Raw genomic sequence first — 25,008 nt, forward strand, 5'->3', positions numbered from 1 at the left:
GGCTCACCGTACTTTGAATCCCCGGGTATCTTCGGTGCCGTTTTGCTGGCCATCGGGGTTGGACGTTTGCCCGACCCGGAGCTCGTAGTCGCCGGAGGGCAGGGTCAGGGCCAGCGTAAAGACTCCCGCCTGGGCAGGGTCCGCCGCGGCGGTTGTCTCGCCGGTCAGGAATGGTGTCTTGTTCCCGTTCTCCTCCAACCGTAGGATCTGCCAGCGGAGCTTGCCGCCCGCGGCCGTGCTCCGGCCGGTGATCTTGACGCTGCCGTCCGCCACCTCGACGTTTTCCTGCGGGTCGATGATCCACACCGGAGCCACGAGCCCGGCCGTGCGGGCCATGAGGGACCCCAGCTGCACGTGGTTGAACGCCACGTAATCTGTGTGCCCGTCCACCAGGATGCGCACGCGAATCTGCTGGCCGGAGTCAATCAGGCCGGAACTCGCCGCAGCCGCGGTGGCCGTATAGACCAGCTGCTGGATGGCCCGTGCCGCCATATCGGCGTCCAGGTTGCTGTTGAAGGCGTCCTCCGACACGTCAACGGTGATGACGTCCTTGCCGGAAATCGAGGTTGCCAGCTGTTTGGGGTTCTGCCACGGTGTGAAGAAATCCGGGTCCAGGGGCTTTTCGGACATCATGGCGCGCAGGGCCCGCGTCACGGGATTTTCCTGCTCGGGAACATCCCTGAACTCGCGGTACAGGAACACGTTGCTGTTGCTGCGGCCAATCCAGTAGACCGGCGCCTTGTTGGAGGACTGTGTTGTTTCCAGCGGCGCACTGGTGGACGGTGCGCCAGACACGCCGCCCGTGGCGGCGGGGCTGGAGGCAAGGGCGCCCGTGGGCGATGGCCCCGGTTCAGCGATACAGCCGGTGAGGACAGGGACGGCGGCAAGGAGCCCGGCAAGAACCATTGAACGGGCGCCGTTCAGTGATCTTCCGGCCCGGCGGGGCCCTGCGCTTTCCGGCAACGTGATTGCCTGTCCTTTCCTGGTTGGATTGGCTGATCCCCGGTCAGCCTGGATGCTTCCTTGGCACCCTGGATTTCCAGCATTACACAGCGCCGGCGGGCAAAAGCCGCCGGATGCGCCCAGCGGCGCAACTGCAACGTGAACGATATGAGGCCGATATGAAGTTGATACCTAATGACGGACGGCCGGAACCGGTATTGCTGCCATTGCCTGGCACCGGTCCTGGTATCGGGCCTGGGCTGCCCGCTGGCGTAAGATGGAAGGTACCGCTGAGACGCAACGGGGACAGCCCGCCGCCGATCAGCCAGCAGCTACTCTTACGAGATCGAGGGGATCACGGGCCCGCGGGCCAACACCATGACTGAATCAGCTAACGGAAAGCGCAGGCTTGTCACCGGCGAAGGCGCCGCAGGGGAATTTCCCCACACACTCCCTGGCGTCCGCACCGAAGTGGTCCTCTTCGACAGCTCAGACCAGATGGTTCAATCCCTCGGCAGCCATGATGAAGCGCTGCGGTTCATTGAAGAACAGTTCCCCGACGTGAACTTCCACGTCCGCGGCAACGAGCTTTCCATCAGCGGACCGGCTACGGACGTGCCACGGATCATGCGGCTCCTCCACGAGGTCCGGGGACTGGTGGCACGCGGAACCGTCATCAGCCCGGCAGTACTGCAGCAACTCGTAGCACTGCTCCGAACCCAGTCCTTGCAGAACCCGGTGGACGTGCTGACCCATGACATCCTGTCCAGCCGCGGCAAAACGATCCGCCCCAAGACGCTGAACCAAAAGAACTACGTTGACGCCATCGACGCCAACACCGTAATTTTCGGGATCGGTCCGGCCGGCACCGGCAAGACCTACCTCGCCATGGCCAAGGCCGTCCAGGCCCTGCAGCAAAAAGAGGTCAGCCGCATCATCCTGACCCGCCCCGCAGTGGAAGCAGGGGAGCGGCTTGGCTTCCTCCCCGGCACCTTGAGCGACAAAATCGATCCGTACCTGCGTCCGCTGTATGACGCCCTGCACGACATGATGGACCCGGAGTCGATTCCGAGGCTCATGGCAGCAGGAACCATTGAGGTGGCGCCACTGGCCTACATGCGCGGCCGCACCCTCAATGACGCCTTCATCATCCTCGACGAGGCCCAAAACACCACGCCGGAGCAGATGAAGATGTTCCTCACCAGGCTGGGATTCGGGTCCAAGATGGTGGTCACGGGCGATATCACCCAGGTGGACCTGCCGTTCGGCACGCGCTCCGGGCTGCGGATCGTGGAGGAAATCCTGCATGGCATTGACGATGTGAACTTCTCCGTCCTGGACGCCGCAGACGTGGTCCGCCACCGGCTGGTGGGCGACATCGTTAACGCCTACAGCATCTGGGACGACGCCCAGCGGAACAGGATGAAGCATTCGGCAAGCCGGGAAAAACGGGGGGAACGCGCGTGAGCATCGAGGTGAACAACGAGTCCGGCATCCAGGTGGACGAATCTGAACTCGTTGCGCTGTCCAGGTACATCTTCGAGCAGTTGTACATCCACCCGCAGGCCGAACTGTCCATCCTCCTTGTGGACGAGCCAGCCATGGAGAAGCTTCACATCGAACTGATGGACGAGCCCGGCGCCACGGACGTCCTGTCAGTGCCCATGGACGAGCTGACCCCGGGGACTCCGGACCGGCCCACGCCACAGGGCATGCTCGGGGACATCGCCGTTTGCCCGCAGGTGGCCAAGGTCCAGGCCAAGAATGCCGGCCACTCGCTGCAGGATGAAATGCTGTTGCTGACCACGCACGGCATCCTGCACCTGTTGGGCTACGACCATGCTGAACCTGAGGAGAAGGCCGAGATGTTCGGCCTCCAGCGCGAACTCCTGTCCGGCTTCACCGGCAAAGAAGCGCCCGCCGAGACTATCCAGTGACGCCTTTGCTCCTCGTCGCGATGGCCCTGGCTTTCCTGGGTATTGCGGCAGTACTGACCGCGGCCGAAGCCGCCTTCAATTTCCTCCCGCGCCACGATGCGGAAGAAGCGCTCCTGAAAAGCCGCGGCACCGCCATGCGGCGGATCCTGGCCCAGCCGGTTGCCCATATCCGGGCCCTGCGGTTCTGGCGCATCTGGTTCGAGATGGCCTCGGCGGTTGCCGTCGCCGTCCTCCTTTACAGCCTGCTGGACAACATGTGGCTTGCGGGCCTGGCTGCCACTGGCATCATGGCCCTGCTGGGATTCGTTATTGTGGGCGTCTCACCGCGCCAGCTCGGCAGGCTGCATTCGGCTGCCGTGGTGCGGTTCACCGCGCCCATGATCCGCTTCCTCACCTGGGTCCTGGGACCCATCCCGGGCTGGCTCGTGACGGTGGGAAGCGCGGCGGCCCCCGGTGCGCCCACCGGTGATGAGGCGTTCTTCAGCGAGCAGGAATTCCGCGAGCTGGTGGACCGGGCCAGCGAATCGGACATGATCGAGGACACCGAGGCGGAGATGATCCAGTCCGTCTTCGACTTCGGCGACACCCTGGTCCGGGCCGTTATGGTGCCCCGGACCGACATCCTCAGTGTTGAAGCGGGCTCCAGCCTCCGCCGGGCCATGTCACTCTTCCTCCGTTCGGGATACTCCAGGATGCCGGTGATCGGCGAAGACACCGACCATATCCTGGGCATTGTCTACCTCAAGGACGTGGCGGCCGTCCTCCATGAGCTGGCACCGGATGAGGAACCGCCTCTGGTGGATTCCCTGGTCCGTGAAGTCCGGTATGTTCCAGAATCAAAGCCGGTCAGCGACCTGCTCCGGGAGCTGCAGAAAGAATCCACGCACGTAGCCATCGTGATTGACGAATACGGCGGCACCGCCGGACTCGTCACCCTTGAGGACCTGATTGAGGAAATCGTGGGCGAAATCGTGGACGAGTACGACACCGAAAGTGCCGAGGCCGTGGAGCTCGACGACGGCTCCTACCGCGTCAGCGCCCGGATGAGCATTGACGACCTCGGCGAGCTTTTTGACATCGAGCTCGACGACGACGAAGTGGACACCGTGGGCGGCCTCCTGGCCAAAGCGCTGGGGCGCGTGCCCATCGTCGGCAGCCATGTGGAAGTGGACGGGGTGTCGCTGCGCGCCGACCGGCTCGAAGGACGCCGGAACCGCGTCAGCCACATCATTGCGGCGCCCGTTCCAAAAGTAGACACTGACCTTGAAGACCTCTTCCAAGAGGCGGAAGCAACCCAGCAGGGAGTTCCACGTGAGCAAGAAAAATAAGGCCGCCGGCGAAGAGGATTTCGGCGGTTTCCGCGCAGGGTTTTCGGTCCTGGTGGGCCGTCCCAATGCCGGAAAATCCACCCTGACCAACGCACTGGTGGGCAAGAAGGTGGCCATTACCTCCGCCAAGCCCCAAACCACCCGCCACACTATCCGCGGCATCGTCCACCGGGAGGACGCGCAGCTGATCCTGGTGGACACCCCCGGCCTGCACCGGCCCCGCACCCTGCTCGGCAAGCGCCTGAACGATCTTGTGGCCGACACCCTGGCCGAGGTGGACGCCATTGGCTTCTGCCTTCCCGCCAACGAAAAAATCGGCCCGGGCGACAAATTCATCGCGGCCCAGCTCGCCGCCGTCGGCCGCAAGCCCGTCATCGCCATTGTCACCAAGGCGGACCTGGTGGACAGGCAGGCCCTGACGGAACAGCTCCTGGCCGTGGCCGCGCTCGGACGCGAAGTGCTGGGGGAGGAAGGCTGGAAGGATATCGTTCCGGTGTCCGCCACGGACGGCTTCCAGGTGGAAACCGTCGCCGACGTGCTGATCAGCCACATGCCGCCGTCGCCCCCGCTCTACCCCGATGGGGAGCTGACCGATGAACCGGAAGCAGTGATGGTCGCCGAGCTCATCCGGGAAGCGGCGCTGGAAGGGGTCCGGGACGAGTTGCCGCACTCGCTTGCGGTGGTTGTGGAAGAGATCGTTCCCCGGGAGGACCGTCCGGACGATAACCCCCTCCTGGACGTGCGCGTGAACCTCTACGTGGAGCGCCCGTCGCAGAAGGCCATCATCATTGGCAAAGGCGGCAGCCGGCTGCGCGAAGTGGGCACCAACGCACGCAAGGGAATCGAGGCGCTCCTGGGGACGCGCATCTACCTGGACCTGCATGTAAAAGTTGCCAAGGACTGGCAGCGGGACCCGAAACAGCTGGTCAAGCTGGGCTTCTGAGCCCTCCTGCCGGCGCCGCAAGGGCAGCCCGGCAATTTCCCAGACTGGACCACTAAAATGGACCGGATTCAGAATCTAGAGGAAGGTTCATTACGTGGGGCGAGGCCGCGAAATGCGCGATAACGGAGCTGACGTGTCAGCCGGGGGACCAAGGTCCAGGCACGCGGAAGACGGCACCGTTGGAGCCGCGCGCCACCTGGGCCCCGAGCGGGGAATGCCGGTGTGGTTGAAGATCGTCACAGGCATTCTGTCGCTGGCGATGATCGGCGCCCTTGCGTTTGCCGGATTCTGGTTCGTGCGGCTGCAAAGCAATATTTCCAAAGCTCCGCTGAACGCAGGCGGGGGCAGTACTGACGGTCCGGTGAGTGACGCCACCGGGCGGATGCAGATCCTGATCCTGGGCTCGGACACCCGCGACGGCCTGAACGGCGAGTACGGCACCTCTGATGATTCAAAGGGCTATGGCAAGTCCGACGTCATGATGTTGATGGATATCTCCGAGGACAACAAGCGCGTCAGCGTGATCAGCTTTCCGCGCGACCTCCTGGTTGACATTCCGGAGTGCAAGGACGAGAAGACCAAGCAGACCTTCCCTGCCCGCAGTGGTGTGATGATCAATGAGGCCATGGGTGAGGCGGGCATCGGCTGCGCGGTGGACACCGTCAACAAGTTGACCGGGTTGACTGTGGACCACTTCATGATGGCGGACTTCAACGCGGTGAAGGAACTGTCCAATGCCGTGGGAGGTGTGGACGTCTGCATCAGCGACGCCGTCTACGACCCCGATTCGCGGCTTCGGCTGCCCAAGGGAACCTCAGCCGTCCAGGGTGAAATGGCGCTTGCCTTCCTGCGCACCCGCCATGCATTTGCCGACGGCGGCGACCTCGGCCGCATCAAGGCGCAGCAAGGCTTCCTTTCTTCGCTCACCCGGAAAATCAAGGATGAAGGAACGCTGTCCGATCCCGGCAGGATGCTGAAGATCGCCGACGTCGTCACCCAAAACCTGACCGTGGACGAGGGACTGGCTTCGGTTCCCACGCTGCTGACCATCGGCAACCGGCTCAAGGACATCGATATCAGCAAGGTAGCCTTCGTGGCCGTTCCCACCACGCCGGCGCTTGTTGACCCGAACAGGCTCCAGATTGCCGAACCGGCCGGCTCGCAGCTGTTCTCCGCCCTGCAACGGGACATCGACCTGACAGACCCGACGGCGCCCACCACACCTGCACCCAGCGAGACGCCCTCAGCAGCTCCGTCGGAGACGGCCACCCCGCTCCCGCCCTACGACAAGGCGGTCCAGCCTGTCACTGTGGCCAATGGCAGCGGCCTTCCCGGCCGCGCCCAGGAGATCGTCCAGGCCCTGGTCTCCGGCGGGTTCACCCAGACCGGACGGTTTGAGGCAGTGGCCGTGGACCAGTCCGTGGTCTACTACGGGACCGGCTTCGAGGACGTAGCCGCCGACGTCGCCGCCCAGCTGGGGATACCCGCGGCACAGATCCTGCCCGCTCCGGCAGTATCGGGTGTCCAGGTTTACCTCGGCACCGACTTCACCTCGGGTACCACCTATGGTGCGAACGTGGCGCTGCCCGATGACATTGTCAACCAGACCGCCGGCGATGCCACCTGCCAGCAGGCCAACCCGATGCTGATCGTCAACAACTAGCCGGCATCGGATGCAGGCCTGGACGAACCCGCACTAAAAAGTCGGGGCCCGCCAATGGCGGGCCCCGATTTTCTTAATGACTACCAGATGCTGACGCGCTCCCCGGGGGCCATCCACATGCCGTCCTGGTCAGTCACGTCGAACGCTTCGTGGAAGGCGTCCAGGTTCCTGGCGATGGCGTTGGTCCGGAACTCGTTGGGGGAGTGCGGGTCCGTGGCCAGCCGGCGGATCGCCTCCTCGCTCCGGATGACCTGCCGCCAGCCAGCGGCCCAGGAAGCAAAAAAACGTTGCTGCCCGGTGAGGCCGTCCAGGACCTCGGGCTCCTTGCCGTCAAGGCTGATCAGGTAGGCCTTGTAGGCAATGGCCAGGCCGGCAAGGTCGCCGATGTTCTCGCCAAGCGTGAGCCGGCCATTGACGTTATGCCCGGGCGCGGCATAGGGGGAAAGGGCGTCATACTGGGCAACCAGCTTCGCAGTCAGCTGCTCGAAGGCCTTGCGGTCCTCTTCGGTCCACCAGTTCCGAAGCGCCCCGCCGCCGTCGAACTGGGACCCCTGGTCATCGAATCCGTGGCCGATCTCATGACCGATGACCGCCCCAATGCCGCCGTAGTTGACGGCATCGTCAGCGTCGGCGGTGAAGAACGGCGGCTGCAGGATCGCGGCCGGGAACACAATCTCGTTCATCATCGGGTGGTAGTACGCGTTGACGGTCTGCGGGGTCATCAGCCACTTGTTGCGGTCCACAGGCTTGCCCACCTCGTCCAGGTGCCGGTTAACGTCGGCATTGTGGGCGCGTTCCACGTTGCCCAGGAGATCAGCCGGGTCGATCTCCACGGCGGAGTAGTCAATCCATTCCTCCGGGTAGCCGATCTTTGCGCGGAACCCTTCCAGTTTCCGCAGCGCCTCCGCCTTGGTGGCCTCACCCATCCAGCCCACGGCGGTGATGCTCTGCCGGTAGGCCTCAATCAGGTTGCCAACAAGGGTCTGCATCCGCGCCTTGTGGGTTTCCGGGAAGTGCCGGGCAACATAGATCTGCCCAACGGCTTCGCCGAGGGCACCCTCCACCACGCCCACGCCGCGCTTCCAGCGGTCCTTGTTCCGCGGCGTTCCGCTGATAGTGGTCCCGTAGAACGCGAAGTTGGCATCGACGAAAGCCGAGGACAGGTAGGGTGCGGCCGCACTGACCACGCGCATGGCAAGCCATTCCTGCCAATGGGCCAAAGGCTCGGACTCGAGGAGCCCGGCGGCGCCGTCGAAGAACGGCGGAGTGCTCACCACAATCTCCTGCCGCTTCGCCTCATCGATGCCGGCGGCTTCGAACCAGATGGACAGCAGCGGGAACATTGCCGAGGCCTCGTCTGCCGTCTTCAGGTTGTAGGTCTTCTGCGGATCCCGCAGCGTCACGTTGTCCCAGTGATGTGAGGCCAGCTTTGTTTCCAGCTCCACCACCCGTGCGGCGGCGGCACCGGCATCCGGCACCTCCGCCAGATCCAGCATCCTGCGTACATGTGCCTCGTAGGCGGTGACCATCGCCGAGAACTTTTCATCCCGGTAGTAGGACTCGTCCGGCAACCCGAGGCCGCCCTGTCCCGTGTAGAGGAGGACGCGGTCCGGGTTCCCTGCATCCGGTGCCGGGTAGATGTAGAAAAGTCCGCCAACATCTGCCCGGAACAGGCGGCCGGCAAGGGACACAAGGTCCGCCACGGACGTGGTGGCAAAAACGTCGGCCAGGCGCTGGCGGATCGGTTCCATCCCCTTGGCCTCTGCGGCTGCTTCGTCCATGAAGCTGCTGTAGAGCCCGCCTACTTTCCGTTCGATGCCGCTGGCGTCCGCGCCCTTCGCTGCGGCTTCCTCGATAATGTCGCGGACGGCGATCTCCGATCCGTCGCGCAGCGCGGTGAAAGTTCCTTCGAGGGGCCGGTCATCGGGAATCTCGGTGGCCTTGAGCCAGGCCCCGTTCACGTGCTGGTAGAGGTCATCCTGCGGCCGGACGGTGTTATCAAAGGTGGACAGGTCGATCCCCGAAATGGGCACGGAAGCTCCTTCTGACGAAGAGCCGCGGCCAGCTGGATACCGGGCGGCGTCTGCATGGTGGACGTAACGGACGGTAGTGCCCTTTCATCTTACGCATGCGTGCTACCCTCAAAAGGTGCGTGCAGAGCTTCTTCTTCTTAGCTGCCGCGGCGAGGCCTCAGACGCGATCTAGCGCAAGGCCCACCCTCGCTGCGGAGTTTGTGTTGCCCGGCCACCCTTTCAAAGAAGAACCACAGAAAAGGCCCCGATAGTAATGCGAAACGCACAGAAGCCCTCCGGAATGCCCGCCCACCGCTACACGCCGTTCCAGGACCAGATCAAAGTTGAGCTGCCGGACCGCACCTGGCCGGACAAGATCATCACCAAGGCTCCGCGCTGGTGCGCAGTGGACCTGCGCGACGGCAACCAGGCCCTGATCGATCCGATGAGCCCGGCCCGCAAGATGAAGATGTTCGACCTGCTGGTCCGGATGGGCTACAAAGAGATCGAAGTCGGCTTCCCCTCCGCCTCCCAGACGGACTTCGACTTTGTCCGCCAGCTCATCGAGGGCAACCACATCCCGGACGACGTCACCATCCAGGTCCTGACCCAGGCCCGCGAGCACCTGATCGAGCGGACCTATGAGTCCCTGGTGGGGGCCAAGCAGGCCATTGTCCACCTCTACAACTCCACTTCAGTGCTGCAGCGCCGGGTGGTGTTCAACCAGGACGAGGACGGAATCCTGGACATCGCGCTCCAGGGCGCCCGCCTGTGCAAGAAGTACGAGGAAACCCTCGCGGACACACACGTGACCTACGAGTACTCCCCGGAATCCTTCACCGGCACCGAGCTGGAGTACGCCGTGCGCGTCTGCAACGCCGTCGCCGATGTCTTTGAAGCCTCCGCTGACCGCCAGGTCATCATCAACCTGCCCGCCACCGTGGAAATGGCCACCCCCAACGTTTACGCCGATTCCATCGAGTGGATGAGCCGCCACCTGCACCCGCGGGAGGGAATCATCCTCTCCCTGCATCCGCACAATGACCGCGGGACGGGCGTCGCGGCAGCCGAACTGGGGTACATGGCCGGTGCGGACCGGATTGAAGGCTGCCTCTTCGGCAACGGTGAGCGGACCGGCAACGTGGACTTGGTCACCCTGGGCCTGAACCTCTTTGTCCAGGGCATCGACCCCATGATCGACTTCTCCAACATCGACGACGTCCGCCGGACCGTGGAGTACTGCAACCAGCTGCCCGTCCCCGAGCGTTCCCCCTACGGCGGCGACCTGGTGTTCACTGCGTTCTCCGGATCGCACCAGGACGCCATCAAGAAGGGCTTCGAGGCCCTGGAGCGCGATGCAGCCGCCGCCGGCAAGGACGTGGCCGACTTCACCTGGCAGGTTCCGTACCTGCCCGTGGACCCCAAGGACCTGGGCCGCAGCTACGAAGCCGTCATCAGGGTCAACTCCCAGTCCGGCAAGGGCGGCGTGGCCTACCTGCTCAAGAACGAGCACAGCCTGGACCTGCCGCGGCGCGCCCAGATCGAATTCTCCGGCGTGATCCAGAAGCGCACGGACACCGTGGGCGGCGAAGTCAGCGGCGCCCAGCTGTGGCAGGTCTTCCAGGACGAGTACCTGCCGTCCGGGAAAACCGACGGGCAGTGGGGGCGCTACTCCCTGGGCGGGGTCAAGACAGAAACAGATGACGACGGCGGCATGACGCTTCACGCCTCCCTCACCGTGGACGGTGTGCAGACCCAGCGAACGGGCACCGGCAACGGTCCCATCGCCGCGCTGCTGAGCATCCTGCGCGAGGACGGCGTGGACGTCCGGGTGCTGGACTACAGCGAGCACGCCCTCTCTGAAGGCGGAAACGCCATGGCCGCCGCCTACGTGGAATGCGCCGTGGGGGAACGCGTCCTGTGGGGTGTAGGTATTGACGCGAACACCAGCATGTCCTCCCTCAAAGCCGTGATCTCAGCGGTCAACCGCGCCATCCGGGACGCCCAGGGCTGATTCCGGACATTGTGCCGCCGGGTAATGCCCGGCGGCACAATGGCAGGGCCTTCGCTCCTGTCCGGGAGCGGCGCGGAAGCCGCACCGCAAAGAAATGGGAAGATAAGGCGTGGCCCAACACTCTTTCGCCTCCCGCGCGTACCGGGACGACGCCGTCGTCCTCCGTACCCACAAACTGGGCGAGGCGGACCGCATCATCACGCTCCTGACCAAACATCATGGCCAGGTCCGCGCCGTTGCCAAAGGCGTCCGGCGGACCAGCAGCCGGTTCGGCGCCCGCCTCGAGCCCTTTATGGTGGCGGACCTGCAGCTTGTGTCCGGGAAGAGCCTGGACATCGTCACCCAGGCGGTTGCCAAAGGGGCCTACGGCGGAAGCATCGCCGCAGACTATGGCCGGTATACCGTTGCCGCCGCCATGACGGAGACCGCCGAAAAACTCACCGACGTCGATGGCGAATCGGGAACCGCACAGTACAACCTGCTGGTCGGGGCACTGGCTTCGCTCAGCCGGGACGAACATGCCGCCGGGCTGATTTTGGACTCCTACCTGCTCCGGGCCCTCGCCACCGGCGGCTGGGCGCCGAGCTTCACGGACTGTGCCCGCTGCGGGCAGGCTGGGCCCCACAACGCCTTTTCGGCGCCCTTGGGCGGCATGGTCTGTGCCGGGTGCCGCCCGCCGGGCTCGCCGGCGCCCGCCCCGGAAACGGTGGTGTTGCTGGCCGCGCTCCTGACCGGAGACTGGGCAACGGCAGACGCCTCACTGCCGGTACACCGCAAGGAAACAGCCGGCCTGGTGGCCGCTTACCTGCAATGGCATCTTGAACGAGTACTGAAGTCCCTCAAACATGTGGAGCGCAGCTGACAGTGGCCCTGGGAAAAAAGAACAACGCAGCCCCGAAGCGGAGCCACCCCGTGGTTGCGCCCTACCCGCATCCCTCCGGCGCCGTAGCGCCGTCCATCCCGTCAGAGTTCATTCCGCGCCACGTGGCCATTGTGATGGACGGCAATGGCCGCTGGGCCAACCAGCGGGGGCTGCCTCGAATCGAAGGGCACAAAGCCGGCGAGCCGGCGCTTCTGGATGTGATGGCCGGGGCCATCGAACTGGGCATCGAGTACGTCAGCGTTTACGCCTTTTCCACCGAAAACTGGCGGCGTTCCCCTGAAGAGGTGCGCTTCCTGATGGGATTTAACAAGGACGTGCTACGGCGGCAGCGTAACCAGCTCGATGAATGGGGCGTCCGGGTCCGCTGGTCCGGCCGTCGGCCGCGGCTGTGGGGCTCAGTCATCCGCGAACTCGAAGAAGCAGAACAGTTCACGGCGGGCAACAGCACGTGTACGTTGACCATGTGTGTTAATTACGGCGGCCGGGCGGAGATCACGGACGCTGTCTCCGCCATCGCCGCGGACGTTGCAGCGGGCAGGCTCAAGCCCGGCGCCATCACCGAGCGCACCATCCAGAAGTACCTTGACGAGCCCGACCTCCCCGACGTGGACCTTTTCCTGCGGAGCTCCGGAGAACAGCGGCTGTCCAACTTCATGCTCTGGCAGTCCGCCTACGCCGAGTTTGTGTTTATGGACACCCTGTGGCCCGACGTCGACCGCCGGACCCTGTGGGGTGCGGTGGAAGACTACGCCCGCCGGGACCGCCGGTACGGCGGCGCCGTTGACGCTGCCGGCCCGGCACGAGACGCCACACAGTAGGGGATCCGGCGCAGGTCACGCTTCCACTTTCACGCCGTGCCGCCGTAGGCGACGAGCCAGCGCGCCAGCCTCGCGTAGGCGTCGGCGCGGACGGCAGCGGGGGAGAGGAACACATCGTGCAGGGCGCCGTCGATCCTTTCAACCGTGACCGTGCGGCCCAGGGTGAGGGCCCGGGCGGCAATAACGTTGACGTCAAGCACCGCGTCCGTCCGCCGCATCTCCTCCGACCAGAAGAGGCCATTGGCGCTTCCGCGGGACAACAGCACCAGCACCGGGACCTCGAGGTTAAGGCCGCGTGCCACCTTCGCGTGGCCGGCGAGCACGGCGCTGAGCCAACCCGCCCGGACCGGAAACGCCATGGGCGGACGGTACTGGTCATCCAGCGCCCATTCGCCCTCCGCCGAGCTGCTGATGGTGCGCCAGTAGAAGCCGCGCGGCGGCAGGCGCAGCACCGCCTCCGGACGGAATCTTGCCACCGGCCCCACCATGCCGTAGGCCGCGCGCCGGACCAGGGCGCTCCCATGCATCTCCAGCCACGGGCTGTTCAGGACCAGCTGCGAGACGGCCCCGGGGTGCCTGCTCGCCCACAGTGCCGCAACCAGCCCGCCCGTCGAATGGCCCATCAGGGTCAGCGGGGCGGCAGCGCCCTCCTGGCCGATGAGCCGGTATGCCGTCTCAATTTCAGCGTCATAGTTGATCAGGTCGGACACATATCCGCCTGGTGATCCGGGGCGCAGGCTGCGTCCGTGGTTGTGCATATCCAGGGCGTAAAAGTCGTAGCCTGCGGAGGACCAGAAACGGGCCAGGTCAACGTTGAAGAAGTAGTCGCTCCAGCCGTGCAGGAAGAGGACGGCCCTCCGGCGCGCGGTGGATCCGCCGGACTCCTGCTGGCCTGATTCCTGGTGGGCGGGCCGGAACCGGACCAGCGTGGCCATCCGCTCCATCCCGTCGTCCCCGACGGCGGAAAAGGCATAGGATTCGAACTCCTCGCCCAGGATATCCCGCTGCCATTCCATGGCTTTATGCTAATCCGCCTTCCAGTTCCTCCTGCCTTGTCCGGCCCGGTCCGTGGAGATCCCGGTCCGTCTCGGGGCCGCTCCGTTTGGTATGGCGCCAACAAGACGGAAAACTAGGAAGCATGCGCGTTTACCCCACATTCTTCAGGCTGGCCTTTTCATGGATGGACGCCGAGCGCGCCCACAAGATCGGATTCAAGGGCATCAGGCTCGCGCACCGCTCTGGAGCGGGGAAAGTCCTGGCGAAACTGACAGCGCCGGCACCATCGCTTCAGACAACGGCGTTTGGCATCACCTTTCCCTCGCCCTTTGGCCTTGCCGCGGGCTTCGACAAGGAAGGCCATGGCATTGAAGCCCTCACTGAGCTCGGCTTCGGCCATGTCGAGGTGGGAACCATCACCGGCCAGGCCCAGCCCGGCAACGAAAAGCCGCGCCTGTTCCGCCTGATTGAGGACCGCGCCGTCATTAACCGGATGGGATTCAACAACGACGGCGCCACCGCCGTGGCCCCGCGGCTGAAGGCGGCGCGTGCGGCACTTCAGCACAGGCACCCCTCTGTGCGCCCCGTCATTGGCGTCAATATCGGCAAGACCAAGGTGGTGGAACTGGCAGACGCCGTGGAGGACTACCTGGTGAGCGCGCGCAGCCTCGCGCCCGCTGCGGATTACCTGGTGGTCAACGTCAGTTCGCCCAACACGCCCGGGCTGCGGCTCCTGCAGGATGTGGAGAGCCTCCGGCCGCTGCTCACCGCGGTGGGAGAAGAAGCGGACCGTGCGGCCGGCCGCCACGTTCCCCTGCTGGTGAAGATCGCGCCCGACCTGAGCGATGAGGACATCGACGACGTCGCCCGGCTTGCGCTGGACCTGAAGCTGGACGGCATCATCGCCACCAACACCACCATTGCCCGCACCGGGCTGGCTTCCCCGGTGGAACAGGTGGAAAAGTGCGGTGCCGGCGGGCTGTCCGGCGCACCGCTGAAACAGCGCTCACTCGATGTACTGCGGCGGCTGAAGAAGGTCACCGGAGATTCCCTGACTCTGGTGGCAGTAGGCGGTGTGGAAACTGCCCAGGATGTCCAGGACAGGCTGGACGCCGGCGCAACCCTGGTGCAGGGCTACACGGCCTTCCTGTATGAAGGACCCTTCTGGGCTGCCCGCATCAACAGGCAGTTGGCGAAGAGCCGCACGGCCTAGCTGTATTAGTAGTCTTAAACAGACAACCCCGGCGGTCGTCCCGCCGGGGTTGTCTTTTGTTCTGTCTGGTGCCTGTTCCGCCCGGAGTGTTTAGGCCGGGTACTGCCCGCGCTTAACCAGGGGCTTGGGCAGCCGGAGCTTGCGGAACTGCAGTGAGCGCATGGAGCCGTACCAAACGGTGCCGCGTTCCACCTCGCCGAACTTTTCGGCCAGCCGCTTGCGGAGCTTGCGGGAGAGGATGAACACGTCCACGAAGACGGCCAGGAACATCACCCAGAAACCACCCAGCACATAGATCATCATGTCGCTGGACGCCGGCACCACCAAGGACACCAGGACAAACACCAGGGCGCCGAACATCAGGTATTCGCCCAGGCTGAACCGTGCATCCACGTAGTCACGGGCGAACCTCTTCTGCGGCCCCTTGTCCCGGAGCGGGAGGAACTTCTCGTCCCCGGTGTCCAGCGCCTGGCGCATCTTGAGGCGCTGGTCCTGGATAGCCTGGCGCTCGGCAGCCTTCGAGGCTTTGCGGTCCTCGGGCACCAGCGGGCGCCTGCGGGCCGCTTCCTGCGCCTTGCGCGTTGGGGTGGGGGCGCCCTTGCCGGTTACGCCGCCCTGCCGCGCCGCAGCATCCGCAGCCTGCTGGTCAATTAATTCCTGCGCCGAGGGCGCTTCCTTTTTACGTCCGAACACCTGAACAGAATACCTTGCGGGAGGGTGCCGGATTCCGGGGTCTTCGCATGCCTGCGGCAACGGCCAGTGTGACGGGGGTAATGTTTTTCCATGACTTCACCCTCACCGGAGACCCCGGTCAGTTTTGTCGGAGCCCAACCGGCCGGTTCCGGATCCGCCGCGGCTACGGAAGACCTCCGGGCCGCCATAGACCGCTCCTTTGACCAGACCCTCGTCCGCCTCAAGGAACTCGTGGCGATTCCCGGTATCGCCTGGCCCAGTTTTGACAGGTCGCCCCTTGAACGGAGTGCGGAAGCCGTAGCGGTGCTGCTGCGGGATTCCGGGCTCGAAGACGTTCAAATCCTCCTCTGTGACAAACCGGACGGCACTCCCGGCGGCCCCGCCGTCGTTGCCCGCCGTCCTGCCGCGGAAGGCAAGCCCACCATCCTGCTGTACGCGCACCACGACGTCCAGCCCGCGGGCGACGAATCGCTGTGGGAGCCGGAGCCGTTCACGGCAGTGGAGAAGGACGGCCGCCTGTATGGCCGTGGCGCAGCGGACGACAAGGCCGGCATTATGGCCCACATCGCCGCATATGCGGCAGTCTCCGAGGTCGTCGGCGCGGAGCTTGGCCTGGGCATCACCTTCTTTATCGAGGGTGAAGAGGAAGCCGGCTCACCCACGTTCAGGCCTTTCCTGGAGGCGAACCGGGAACTCCTCCGTGCCGACGTCATCGTCGTTGCAGATTCCAGCAACTGGAAGGTGGGCGTACCCGCCCTGACAACAAGCCTCCGGGGGCTGGTGGACGGAACCATTGAAGTCCAGGTCCTGGAGCACGCCGTGCACTCGGGGATGTTCGGCGGCCCGGTGCTGGATGCCCCCACGCTGCTGGCACGCCTGATTGCCACCCTCCATGACGACGACGGCAACGTCGCCATCCCTGGGCTTGTCGCCACTGATAACACCTCGGTGGATTTCCCCGAGGCCGACTACCGGGCTGATGCTTCAGTGCTCGACGGCGTCCGCCTCGCCGGCACGGGCAGCATCGCCTCACGCCTCTGGACCAAGCCGGCACTGTCAATCATCGGATTCGACGCGCCGGCCGTGGATGTAGCGTCCAATACGCTGCTGCCCAGGGCGCGGGCGAAGTTCAGCCTGCGGCTGGCACCCGGGCAGTCGCCGGAAGAAGCCATGGAGGCAGTCCGCAGGCACGTTGAGTCCAACGCTCCCTTCGGCGCGAAGGTCACCTTCACTCCGGGGGAGAGCGGCAACCCGTTCCAGACGGACACCTCCTCAGCTGCCGCAGCACTGGCGATGTGGGCGCTGGGGGAGGCATGGGGCGTGCCGGCCGTGGAGACGGGAATCGGTGGTTCCATCCCGTTCATAGCCGACCTTACGGAGCTTTACCCTGACGTCCAGATCCTGGTGACGGGTGTGGAAGACCCGGACTCGCGCGCCCACAGCGCCAATGAGTCCCTGCATCTTGGGGACTTCCGGAAAGCCATCCTCGCCGAAGCGCTCCTGCTGACACGGTTGAACAGCGGCGGGCTCTAGGAACCAGCGGTCCTGGCCAGGCTCCACGGGAACAAGAGCGGCCCTTGCATGGTTACGTCAGGAGTTAGAGCTACACGTGCGTCCCGCGTAGCATGTAGCTATAGCCCATACCGTATCCGTAGGGGCAGGCCACCGTTAGCGCGGGGCCGCCAGACCGTCCTAAGAAGGTAGGCCAATGAGCACCGCAACCAATGAGAACAGCACCGAGACCACCAGCGCTGCCACTGATGAGCTGCCCGTCCACGAGGTCAAGCTGACCGACGTCGCCGCAGGCAAGGTCCGCAGCCTCCTTGAACAGGAAGGCCGCACGGACCTCCGTCTCCGCGTCGCCGTGCAGCCCGGCGGCTGCTCAGGGCTGATTTACCAGCTCTACTTCGACGAGCGCCTCCTCGACGGAGATGCCGTCCGCGACTACGACGGCGTTGAAGTAGTGGTGGACAAGATGAGCGTGCCGTACCTCAGCGGCGCCAGCATTGACTTCGAGGACACCATCTCGAAGCAGGGCTTCACCATCGACAACCCGAACGCCGGTGGCTCCTGCGCCTGTGGAGATTCGTTCCACTAGAACCGGTTGTTTCGCCTGGTGCCGGCGCCGTGGCCTCCCGCATTCAACACTGCGGGAGCCACGGCGCCGACATGTGGGCGAAACGCCCGGGGGAGCGGTAAGCTCTACACCGAGTAGTAAAACTTTTAGTGTGCCCGCGGCGCCGATGGCTGCCCGGACAACAGCAACAAGTAGGAAGGGCCGTCTGTGAGTTCGCAGAACCGAACCGGCAGCCGACGCAAAACGATCACCACGATCACAAGCTTGGCAATTGCCGGCGCGTTGGTTTTGACCGGATGTTCGCCAGAGGTAGAGAAGGGGTGGCTGCCCACAGAACGTGGCACCACCAGCAACAGCGACCGCATCATGGACCTCTGGGTCAACTCATGGATTGCCGCCCTTGCTGTGGGCATCATTACCTGGGGATTGATCGTCTGGTGCCTCGTCGCCTACCGGCGCCGCAAGGGCACCGTCGGGTTCCCGCGGCAGACCAGCTTCAACCTTCCCCTGGAAGTCTTTTACCTGACCATCCCGCTGTTTATGGTCCTGGTGTTCTTCTACTTCACCGACCGCGACCAGCAGGCCATTGATGACCGCTCGCAGCCGGCCGACGTCGTTGTTGACGTCCGCGGCAAGCAGTGGGCCTGGGACTTCAACTACAAGTCCGGCGACGTCATCGAAGAAGACGTCCACGAGGCCGGCGTCCAGGCGCACCTCACCGGCAACACGATCGACAAGGAACAGCTCCCCACGCTGTACTTGCCCGTCAACAAGTCCGTTGACCTCGAGCTCAACGCACGCGACGTGATCCACTCCTTCTGGGTTCCCGCCTTCCTGCAGAAGCGCGACATGATCCCCGGCAAGACCAACTACATCCGGTTTACCCCCACTAAAGAGGGCACCTACGACGGCAAGTGCGCCGAACTCTGCGGCGAGTACCACTCCGAGATGCTGTTCCGCGTCAAGGTGGTGTCGGAAGCTGAATTCCAGGCACACATGGAAGAGCTCAAGGCAGCCGGCAACACGGGCCTCCTCGGTGTGGAATACGACCGCAACCCGAACCTGAACGAAATTAAGTAAGGGGAGCGACGTGGCTACGTACACTCAATCCGCACCCACCGGAGCCCTCACAGCTCCCGTGGTTCCCAAATCCAAGGGACGCATCGTCGTCAACTGGATCACCTCCACCGACCACAAAACCATCGGGTACATGTACCTGATCGCGTCGTTTGTGTTCTTCTGCCTCGGCGGTGTCATGGCACTGCTGATCCGTGCCGAACTGTTCGAACCGGGTATGCAGATCCTGCAGACCAAAGAGCAGTACAACCAGCTGTTCACCATGCACGGCACCGTGATGCTGCTGATGTTTGCCACCCCGCTCTTTGCCGGCTTCGCGAACGTGATCATGCCCCTGCAGATCGGTGCACCCGACGTCGCCTTCCCGCGACTGAACGCGCTGGCTTTCTGGTTCTTCCTTTTCGGCTCCACCATCGCGGTGTCCGGCTTCATCACCCCGCAGGGTGCCGCTTCCTTCGGCTGGTTCGCCTACGCGCCGCTGTCCAACACCACCTTCAGCCCCGGTATCGGTGGCGACCTGTGGGTATTCGGCCTTGCACTGTCCGGCTTCGGCACCATCCTCGGCGCGGTCAACTTCATCACCACCATCATCTGCATGCGCGCCCCGGGCATGACCATGTGGCGGATGCCGATCTTCACCTGGAACACCCTGGTCACTGCCATCCTGGTGCTCATGGCGTTCCCGCCGCTGGCCGCCGCGCTGTTCGCACTCGGTGCTGACCGCCGCTTCGGCGCACACATCTTCGACCCCGAAAACGGCGGTGCAGTCCTCTGGCAGCACCTGTTCTGGTTCTTCGGCCACCCCGAGGTGTACATCATCGCGCTGCCGTTCTTCGGCATCGTCTCGGAGATCTTCCCGGTCTTCAGCCGCAAGCCGATCTTCGGCTACAAGGGCCTGGTCTATGCAACGATCGCCATCGCTGCCCTGTCCGTGACCGTGTGGGCACACCACATGTACGTCACCGGCGCAGTGCTGCTGCCGTTCTTCGCGTTTATGACCATGCTCATCGCGGTTCCCACCGGTGTGAAGTTCTTCAACTGGATCGGCACCATGTGGCGGGGGTCCCTGACCTTCGAAACCCCGATGCTCTGGAGCATCGGCTTCCTCATCACCTTCCTCTTCGGCGGCCTCACCGGCATCATCCTGGCCTCCCCGCCGCTGGACTTCCACGTCTCCGACTCCTACTTCGTGGTGGCGCACTTCCACTACGTGGTGTTCGGCACCGTGGTGTTCGCGATGTTCGCAGGGTTCTACTTCTGGTGGCCCAAGTGGACCGGCAAGATGCTCAACGAACGCCTGGGCAAGATCCACTTTTGGCTCCTGTTCCTTGGCTTCCACGGCACCTTCCTCATCCAGCACTGGCTGGGTGTTGAGGGTATGCCCCGCCGTTACGCGGACTACCTGGTGGAGGACAACTTCACCTGGATGAACCAGTTCTCCACCGTGGCCTCGTTTGTCCTGGGCGCGTCGCTGATCCCGTTCTTCTGGAACGTCTACATCACCTGGCGCAGCGCCGAAAAGGTGCAGGTGGACGATCCCTGGGGCTTCGGCGCTTCCCTCGAGTGGGCCACATCCTGCCCGCCGCCGCGGCACAACTTCACCTCCCTGCCCCGGATCCGCTCCGAGCGTCCCGCCCTCGACCTGCACCACCCCGAGCTTCGACAGGTCCACACCGCCGAGTCGCCGGCTCCCGCAGCCCAGGTTCTCGGTAACGCCGACCAGAAGGACACTGCACAGTGAAAATCGAATCATGGATCTTTGGTTCCGGAGTCTTCTTCTTCGTACCGGTTTCGCTGGTCTACGGGTTCCTCACCAACTGGGGTGAGTGGGTCGGTATCCTTGGCATCCTCCTGGTCGGCGGCCTCGCCGGCATGATCGGCGGATACCTCGGCTTCACCGGCAAGCGTGTTGGCATGCGTCCGGAGGACCGCACCGACGCCGAGATCCACGAGGGCGCCGGTGAACAGGGCCACTTCAGCCCGTGGAGCTGGTGGCCCCTGGTCCTGGGCATCGCCTGCGCCACGGGGTTCCTTGGCCTGGCAGTCGGCTTCTGGATCGTCTTCATTGCCGCCGGCCTGGCCCTCGTAGCGCTTATTGGCTGGGTTTACGAATACAGCCGCGGCGACCACGCCCACTAGGCACAAAGAATAAACAACGACGGCGGGCCTCACCTCTCAGGTGAGGCCCGCCGTCGTTGTTTAATCATTTTGGCTTGCTCTTCCTCTGGAGTGCATGCCGGGGCAACCCAGGAAGAGCGCCGGAACCGCGCTACCCGGCTCCCTGCGACTCCAGCAGCGTGCCAAGGGTCCGGAGGGCGTTCAGTGCTTCTTCGCGCCTCAGGGGGCCGTCGAGGGCCGAATCCGGGATGTTGAGCTCCACCTCGCAACCGTGATGGAAGTCAGCCGTCATCACCTGCAGCAGAGACCGGGCGTCAACGTCTGTGATACCCGGCTTGGAGATGGTCACTGGCAACCCGGTTTCGGTAACTGCCCGGACGAAAACGGCGGCCGGACGTGCATGCAGTCCGATCGAGGCTGTGACCACGGCCTTCTGAGTTGGCAACGGGACTCCTTCTTTATGACGGCCCCATCCGTCTGGTATCGAAATTTTCCTGTCCAATATAGCGGCACTCTCTCGTGCTCAGCGAAATACGCCAGTACCATGGCGCGCGGTGGTCTAGACCTGTCCTAAAATGGCTAGGTGATCCTCAACCAAAGGGCAAAGGCCCGTGGCCGGTAGTGCGGCAGCCATCGCCGGTGAGATTGACCGGACCAGCGGTACGGCCATCTACGTTCAGCTGCGTGAAATCCTTCGGACCTATATCGTCGAATCGTGCCGGCCGGGATCGGCGCTGCCCTCCGAGCGCGACCTGGCGGAGCGCTTTGGCCTCGCCAGGATGACGGTACGGCAGGCGATTGATGCCCTGGTGGGCGAAGAGGTGATCGAGCGGGTGGTAGGGCTGGGCACCTTCGTGCGCAGGCCAAAGCTGGACCTGCAGGTCAAGCTCACCTCGTACAGCGAAGAGATGCAGCGCCGCGGCATGGTCCCGGCCGCCAAAGTCCTCAGCTTCGAACAGATTGGGGCCAGCGCATTCCTCGCACGCGAGCTCCAGCTGGACGAGGGAACCCCGCTGGTCCGTTTCCGGCGCCTTCTGCTGGCAGATGGTGAGCCCATGAGCGTCGACGAGAACTTCATCCCGGCCCACCGGGTTCCCGGCCTGCTCGATGGAGAGCCGCCCACATCGCTGTACAACGTGCTCAGTGAACAGTATGGCCTGGTGATGGAGTGGGGGGAGGACATGATTGAGGCCACGGCTGCTTCACCCTCCACCGCACGCTTGCTCAATGTCGAGGTCGGTGCACCCTTGCTGAAGATCCAGCGCCATGCATTCGTGGCCCGCACCATGGTGGACTACTCGGTCTCGTACTACCGGGCCGACCGATACAAGCTGTGGGTTCCGTTGCAGCGCCCCGGTGCACGCCGGTCCCGAAGCCACTGAAGCTGCTCTGCGGCGGTTTCGGGGCGCTGCGCGGGGCCTCACGTCTACGCACAGTGCATGTTGCAACTGCACACAGAGAAGGCCCGGTCCTAACGGACCGGGCCTTCTCTGTGTGCAGAATGACTGGGCCTAGTGGCTCAGGCTCTTGGCTTCCTCGGGTGCTTCAACTGCCGCATGGCCATGGCCGTGGGCAGCTTCCAGCTCAGCCGGGGTGGCCGGGGCAACACGGTCCTCGAAGAACCAGCGGGAGAGGAAGGCGCGGCGCTTCTCCTTGCGCGTCACCACACCGTGTTCGTTCGGAACAGCGGGGAGGACCTCAGGAGATTCGAAGCCCACCAGCTTGTAACGCTTGTACTCGTCCAGCGGCGCGTGTACCTCGATGAACTCGCCGTGCGGGAGGCGGACAATGCGTCCGGTCTCCCGGCCGTGGAGGGCGATCTCGCGGTCCTTGCGCTGCAGGGCCAGGGCCACGCGCTTGGCGACCACGAAACCGATGATCGGCCCGATGAAGAACAGCGCCCGCAGCCAGTACGTCACGTCGTTGAGCGAGACGTGGAAGTGGGTGGCGATGAGGTCGGAACCGGCCGCAGCCCACATCACGCAGTACCAGATGAAGCCGGCAACACCGATGGCAGTACGGGTCGGTGCGTTGCGCGGACGGTCCAGCACGTGGTGCTCGCGGTCGTCCTTGGTGATCCAGCGCTCAATCCACGGGTACATAAACATGACCGTGAACAGGATGCCGGCCGGCACAAGGGCCGGAAGCAGGACATTGAAGGTGAATACGAAGCCGAACCAGTTCTGCTCTACTTGCCAGTCACCCAAAGTGCCGGGCATCAGGCGCAGCGCGCCGTCAACAAATCCGATGTACCAGTCAGGCTGGGTACCGGCGGACACCGGGGAGGGGTCGTACGGACCGTAGTTCCAGATCGGGTTGATCGTGAAGAAACCGGCCATCAGGGCCAGCACGCCGAAGACGATGAAGAAGAATCCACCGGCCTTCGCTGCGTAAACAGGGCCCAGGGGATAGCCGACAACGTTATTGTCGTTGCGTCCCGGGCCGGGGTACTGGGTGTGCTTGTGGACGACCACCATAAACAGGTGCAGGACGATCATCAGCAGGATCAGTGCCGGGACAAGCAGGATGTGCAGCATGTACAGGCGGCCGATGATGGCAGTGCCCGGGAATTCTCCACCGAAGAGGAAGAACGAGATGTAAGTTCCCACGACCGGGATGGACTTGATCACGCCGTCGATGATGCGCAGGCCGTTTCCGGACAGCAGGTCATCGGGGAGGGAGTAGCCGGTGAAGCCGGCTGCCATGGCCAGGATGAGCAGCACGCTGCCCACCACCCAGTTCATCTCACGGGGCCTGCGGAAGGCGCCGGTGAAGAAGACGCGGAGCATGTGCACGGCGATGGAAGCGACGAACAGCAGTGCTGCCCAGTGGTGTACCTGGCGCATGAACAGGCCGCCGCGGACGTCGAAGGAGATGTCCAGGGATGAGCTGTAGGCCACTGACATCTCAACGCCCTTGAGGGGCACGTACGAACCGTCGTAGTGCGTCTCCGCCATGGACGGGTCGAAGAAGAATGTCAGGAAGGTGCCGGACAGCAGCAGGATGACAAAGGAGTACAGGGCCACTTCGCCGAACATAAAGGACCAGTGGTCGGGGAAGACCTTGCGGCCGAATTCGCGGAGGATTCCGGAACCGCCAACACGTGAATCGACGAAGTCGGTGAACCGGCCTGTCTTGGTTTTGGCGACGAAAGCGGGCTCAGCTGTTGATGCTGCGCTCATGCATATCACGCTCCCAGTAACTTGGTCCTACAGGTTCTTTGAAGTCGCTGGTGGCGACCAGGTAGCCTTCGTCGTCAACTGCGATGGGCAGCTGGGGGAGAGGCCGGCTGGCGGGGCCGAAGATCACCTTGCACTCCTGAGTGAGGTCAAAGGTGGACTGGTGGCACGGGCACAGCAGGTGGTGCGTCTGCTGCTCGTACAGAGCAACGGGGCAACCGACGTGGGTGCAGATCTTGGAGTATGCAACGATGCCGTTGTAACCCCAGTCCTCGCGGCCCTCGGAAGGGTTCAGGGAAGCCGGATCCAGGCGCATGAGCAGCACAACGGCCTTGGCCTTTTCGTTGAGCTTGCCCTCGTGGAGTTCGTTCAGGCCTTCCGGAATGACGTGGAAGGCTGAGCCGATGGTGACGTCGGAAGCCTTGATGGGTGTTCCGTCGGGGTCCCGGGCGAGGCGCTTGAGCTTTCCGTCCGCGGGGGCCCACATGGTGTGGGCGAGCTTATTGTCGGGACGCGGACCGAGGTCGCCGAAAAGGGCGACTGCGGGCAGCGGAGCCAACGCAACGGCACCGAGGAGGGTGTTGCGGATCAGCGGGCGGCGCTTGATGCCCGTCTCTTCCACGATGTCGTCAACGATCCGGACGGCGGCCCGGCGGTCCTCCTCGTAGCGGATCGCGTGACGCTCTTCGGAGACTTCGTGGTCCGGCATCAGGGCCTTGGCCCAGTGCACGATGCCGGTTCCGATGCCCAGCATCGCAAACGCGGTACCGATACCCAGCAGCATGTTCTGGAGCCGGATGGATTCGATCGTTGATTCACCGGCCCCCAGATCGATGGCGAAGTACGCCACCAGGAAGATCAGGGTGCCAACAACAGAAATGCCAAATAGTAAGGCGACCTGCCGTTCTGCCCGCTTTGCGGCCTTCGGGTCCGTGTCAGCCAGGCGCAAACGGTGCGGAGGAATTCCAGGATCCTGGAACTTCTCCACCTCATTCTGACCAGCCGTAGCTACGGTGCCCGAGTGGTTCGGACTGCCGTCACTATGGTTGCCCATAATTCGCCTCATCCTTCTCTCGTCCCGGCGGATGCCGGGTTAGTTTCTAATATCAAGCTGC

The 25,008-nt window shown here is 64.1% G+C and carries 22 protein-coding genes; 15 read left to right on the forward strand and 7 right to left on the reverse strand.

What is annotated here, in order from left to right:
- Positions 1-3: 3 nt before the first annotated feature.
- The gene (locus tag QF038_RS09920; RefSeq protein WP_307609994.1) at positions 4-906 is read right to left on the reverse strand and encodes a GerMN domain-containing protein; all 903 of its coding nucleotides are present in this window, start codon (positions 904-906) and stop codon (positions 4-6) included.
- 414 nt (positions 907-1,320) lie between these two features.
- Here QF038_RS09920 and QF038_RS09925 point away from each other — a divergent pair, with 414 nt between their 5' ends.
- The 5 genes from QF038_RS09925 to QF038_RS09945 all read left to right on the forward strand — a co-directional run bounded on the left by QF038_RS09925 (position 1,321) and on the right by QF038_RS09945 (position 6,813).
- Positions 1,321-2,409, forward strand: coding sequence for a PhoH family protein (locus tag QF038_RS09925; RefSeq protein WP_307609995.1), 1,089 nt, complete (start codon positions 1,321-1,323; stop codon positions 2,407-2,409).
- The gene (gene ybeY / locus QF038_RS09930) at positions 2,406-2,879 is read left to right on the forward strand and encodes an rRNA maturation RNase YbeY (RefSeq protein WP_307609996.1); all 474 of its coding nucleotides are present in this window, start codon (positions 2,406-2,408) and stop codon (positions 2,877-2,879) included. Before QF038_RS09925 ends, ybeY begins: the two co-directional genes overlap by 4 nt.
- A complete protein-coding gene (locus tag QF038_RS09935; RefSeq protein WP_307609997.1) occupies positions 2,876-4,207 on the forward strand; it encodes a hemolysin family protein in 1,332 nt (443 codons plus the stop codon). Before ybeY ends, QF038_RS09935 begins: the two co-directional genes overlap by 4 nt.
- On the forward strand, positions 4,191-5,150 hold the full coding sequence (gene era / locus QF038_RS09940; protein ID WP_091419940.1) for a GTPase Era: 960 nt from the start codon (positions 4,191-4,193) through the stop codon (positions 5,148-5,150). Before QF038_RS09935 ends, era begins: the two co-directional genes overlap by 17 nt.
- Positions 5,151-5,262: 112 nt before the next feature.
- The gene (locus tag QF038_RS09945; protein WP_307609998.1) at positions 5,263-6,813 is read left to right on the forward strand and encodes an LCP family protein; all 1,551 of its coding nucleotides are present in this window, start codon (positions 5,263-5,265) and stop codon (positions 6,811-6,813) included.
- An 80-nt stretch (positions 6,814-6,893) separates the two neighbouring features.
- On the opposite strand, the gene QF038_RS09950 is transcribed toward QF038_RS09945, so the two are convergent.
- Positions 6,894-8,846 carry a M13 family metallopeptidase gene (locus QF038_RS09950; RefSeq protein WP_307609999.1) on the reverse strand — a complete coding sequence of 651 codons (1,953 nt, stop codon included), beginning with the start codon at positions 8,844-8,846 and terminating at the stop codon, positions 6,894-6,896.
- A 253-nt stretch (positions 8,847-9,099) separates the two neighbouring features.
- Here QF038_RS09950 and leuA point away from each other — a divergent pair, with 253 nt between their 5' ends.
- The 3 genes from leuA to QF038_RS09965 all read left to right on the forward strand — a co-directional run bounded on the left by leuA (position 9,100) and on the right by QF038_RS09965 (position 12,540).
- Complete coding sequence (gene leuA / locus QF038_RS09955; RefSeq protein ID WP_307610000.1) at positions 9,100-10,839, forward strand: 2-isopropylmalate synthase; 1,740 nt, start codon at positions 9,100-9,102, stop codon at positions 10,837-10,839.
- A gap of 109 nt (positions 10,840-10,948) precedes the next feature.
- Complete coding sequence (gene recO, locus QF038_RS09960; RefSeq protein ID WP_307610001.1) at positions 10,949-11,701, forward strand: DNA repair protein RecO; 753 nt, start codon at positions 10,949-10,951, stop codon at positions 11,699-11,701.
- Positions 11,702-11,703: 2 nt separating this feature from the next.
- Positions 11,704-12,540 carry an isoprenyl transferase gene (locus QF038_RS09965; protein ID WP_307610002.1) on the forward strand — a complete coding sequence of 279 codons (837 nt, stop codon included), beginning with the start codon at positions 11,704-11,706 and terminating at the stop codon, positions 12,538-12,540.
- A gap of 29 nt (positions 12,541-12,569) precedes the next feature.
- On the opposite strand, the gene QF038_RS09970 is transcribed toward QF038_RS09965, so the two are convergent.
- Positions 12,570-13,556: an alpha/beta hydrolase gene (locus tag QF038_RS09970; RefSeq protein WP_307610003.1), complete on the reverse strand. Its 987-nt coding sequence runs from the start codon at positions 13,554-13,556 to the stop codon at positions 12,570-12,572.
- 122 nt (positions 13,557-13,678) lie between these two features.
- Here QF038_RS09970 and QF038_RS09975 point away from each other — a divergent pair, with 122 nt between their 5' ends.
- Complete coding sequence (locus QF038_RS09975) at positions 13,679-14,749, forward strand: quinone-dependent dihydroorotate dehydrogenase (RefSeq protein WP_307610004.1); 1,071 nt, start codon at positions 13,679-13,681, stop codon at positions 14,747-14,749.
- 90 nt (positions 14,750-14,839) lie between these two features.
- On the opposite strand, the gene QF038_RS09980 is transcribed toward QF038_RS09975, so the two are convergent.
- Complete coding sequence (locus QF038_RS09980; RefSeq protein WP_307610005.1) at positions 14,840-15,442, reverse strand: DUF3043 domain-containing protein; 603 nt, start codon at positions 15,440-15,442, stop codon at positions 14,840-14,842.
- A 90-nt stretch (positions 15,443-15,532) separates the two neighbouring features.
- Between QF038_RS09980 and QF038_RS09985 the strand changes: the two genes are divergently transcribed.
- From QF038_RS09985 to QF038_RS10005, 5 genes are all read left to right on the forward strand, one after another.
- The gene (locus tag QF038_RS09985; protein WP_307610007.1) at positions 15,533-16,975 is read left to right on the forward strand and encodes a dipeptidase; all 1,443 of its coding nucleotides are present in this window, start codon (positions 15,533-15,535) and stop codon (positions 16,973-16,975) included.
- Positions 16,976-17,150: 175 nt separating this feature from the next.
- Complete coding sequence (locus tag QF038_RS09990; protein ID WP_307610008.1) at positions 17,151-17,540, forward strand: iron-sulfur cluster assembly accessory protein; 390 nt, start codon at positions 17,151-17,153, stop codon at positions 17,538-17,540.
- A 186-nt stretch (positions 17,541-17,726) separates the two neighbouring features.
- Positions 17,727-18,599 (forward strand): cytochrome c oxidase subunit II, encoded by an 873-nt coding sequence (gene coxB, locus QF038_RS09995; protein ID WP_307610009.1) that lies wholly within the window; start codon positions 17,727-17,729, stop codon positions 18,597-18,599.
- 10 nt (positions 18,600-18,609) lie between these two features.
- Complete coding sequence (gene ctaD / locus QF038_RS10000; RefSeq protein ID WP_307610010.1) at positions 18,610-20,337, forward strand: cytochrome c oxidase subunit I; 1,728 nt, start codon at positions 18,610-18,612, stop codon at positions 20,335-20,337.
- On the forward strand, positions 20,334-20,735 hold the full coding sequence (locus tag QF038_RS10005) for a cytochrome c oxidase subunit 4 (protein ID WP_307610011.1): 402 nt from the start codon (positions 20,334-20,336) through the stop codon (positions 20,733-20,735). Before ctaD ends, QF038_RS10005 begins: the two co-directional genes overlap by 4 nt.
- Positions 20,736-20,865: 130 nt before the next feature.
- Here QF038_RS10005 and QF038_RS10010 read toward each other — a convergent pair whose 3' ends face one another.
- Positions 20,866-21,159 (reverse strand): HPr family phosphocarrier protein, encoded by a 294-nt coding sequence (locus QF038_RS10010; protein WP_307610012.1) that lies wholly within the window; start codon positions 21,157-21,159, stop codon positions 20,866-20,868.
- 166 nt (positions 21,160-21,325) lie between these two features.
- Here QF038_RS10010 and QF038_RS10015 point away from each other — a divergent pair, with 166 nt between their 5' ends.
- Complete coding sequence (locus QF038_RS10015) at positions 21,326-22,096, forward strand: GntR family transcriptional regulator (protein WP_050055221.1); 771 nt, start codon at positions 21,326-21,328, stop codon at positions 22,094-22,096.
- A 129-nt stretch (positions 22,097-22,225) separates the two neighbouring features.
- Here the strand turns inward: QF038_RS10015 and QF038_RS10020 are convergent, their stop codons facing one another.
- Positions 22,226-23,896, reverse strand: a complete 1,671-nt coding sequence (locus QF038_RS10020) for a cytochrome bc complex cytochrome b subunit (RefSeq protein WP_307610013.1) — start codon at positions 23,894-23,896, stop codon at positions 22,226-22,228.
- Positions 23,874-24,947 (reverse strand): ubiquinol-cytochrome c reductase iron-sulfur subunit, encoded by a 1,074-nt coding sequence (locus QF038_RS10025; RefSeq protein WP_091419967.1) that lies wholly within the window; start codon positions 24,945-24,947, stop codon positions 23,874-23,876. Before QF038_RS10025 ends, QF038_RS10020 begins: the two co-directional genes overlap by 23 nt.
- Positions 24,948-25,008 lie beyond the last annotated feature (61 nt).

Origin of the sequence: Pseudarthrobacter sp. W1I19 (assembly GCF_030817835.1) — a bacterium.
Classification (GTDB): domain Bacteria; phylum Actinomycetota; class Actinomycetes; order Actinomycetales; family Micrococcaceae; genus Arthrobacter.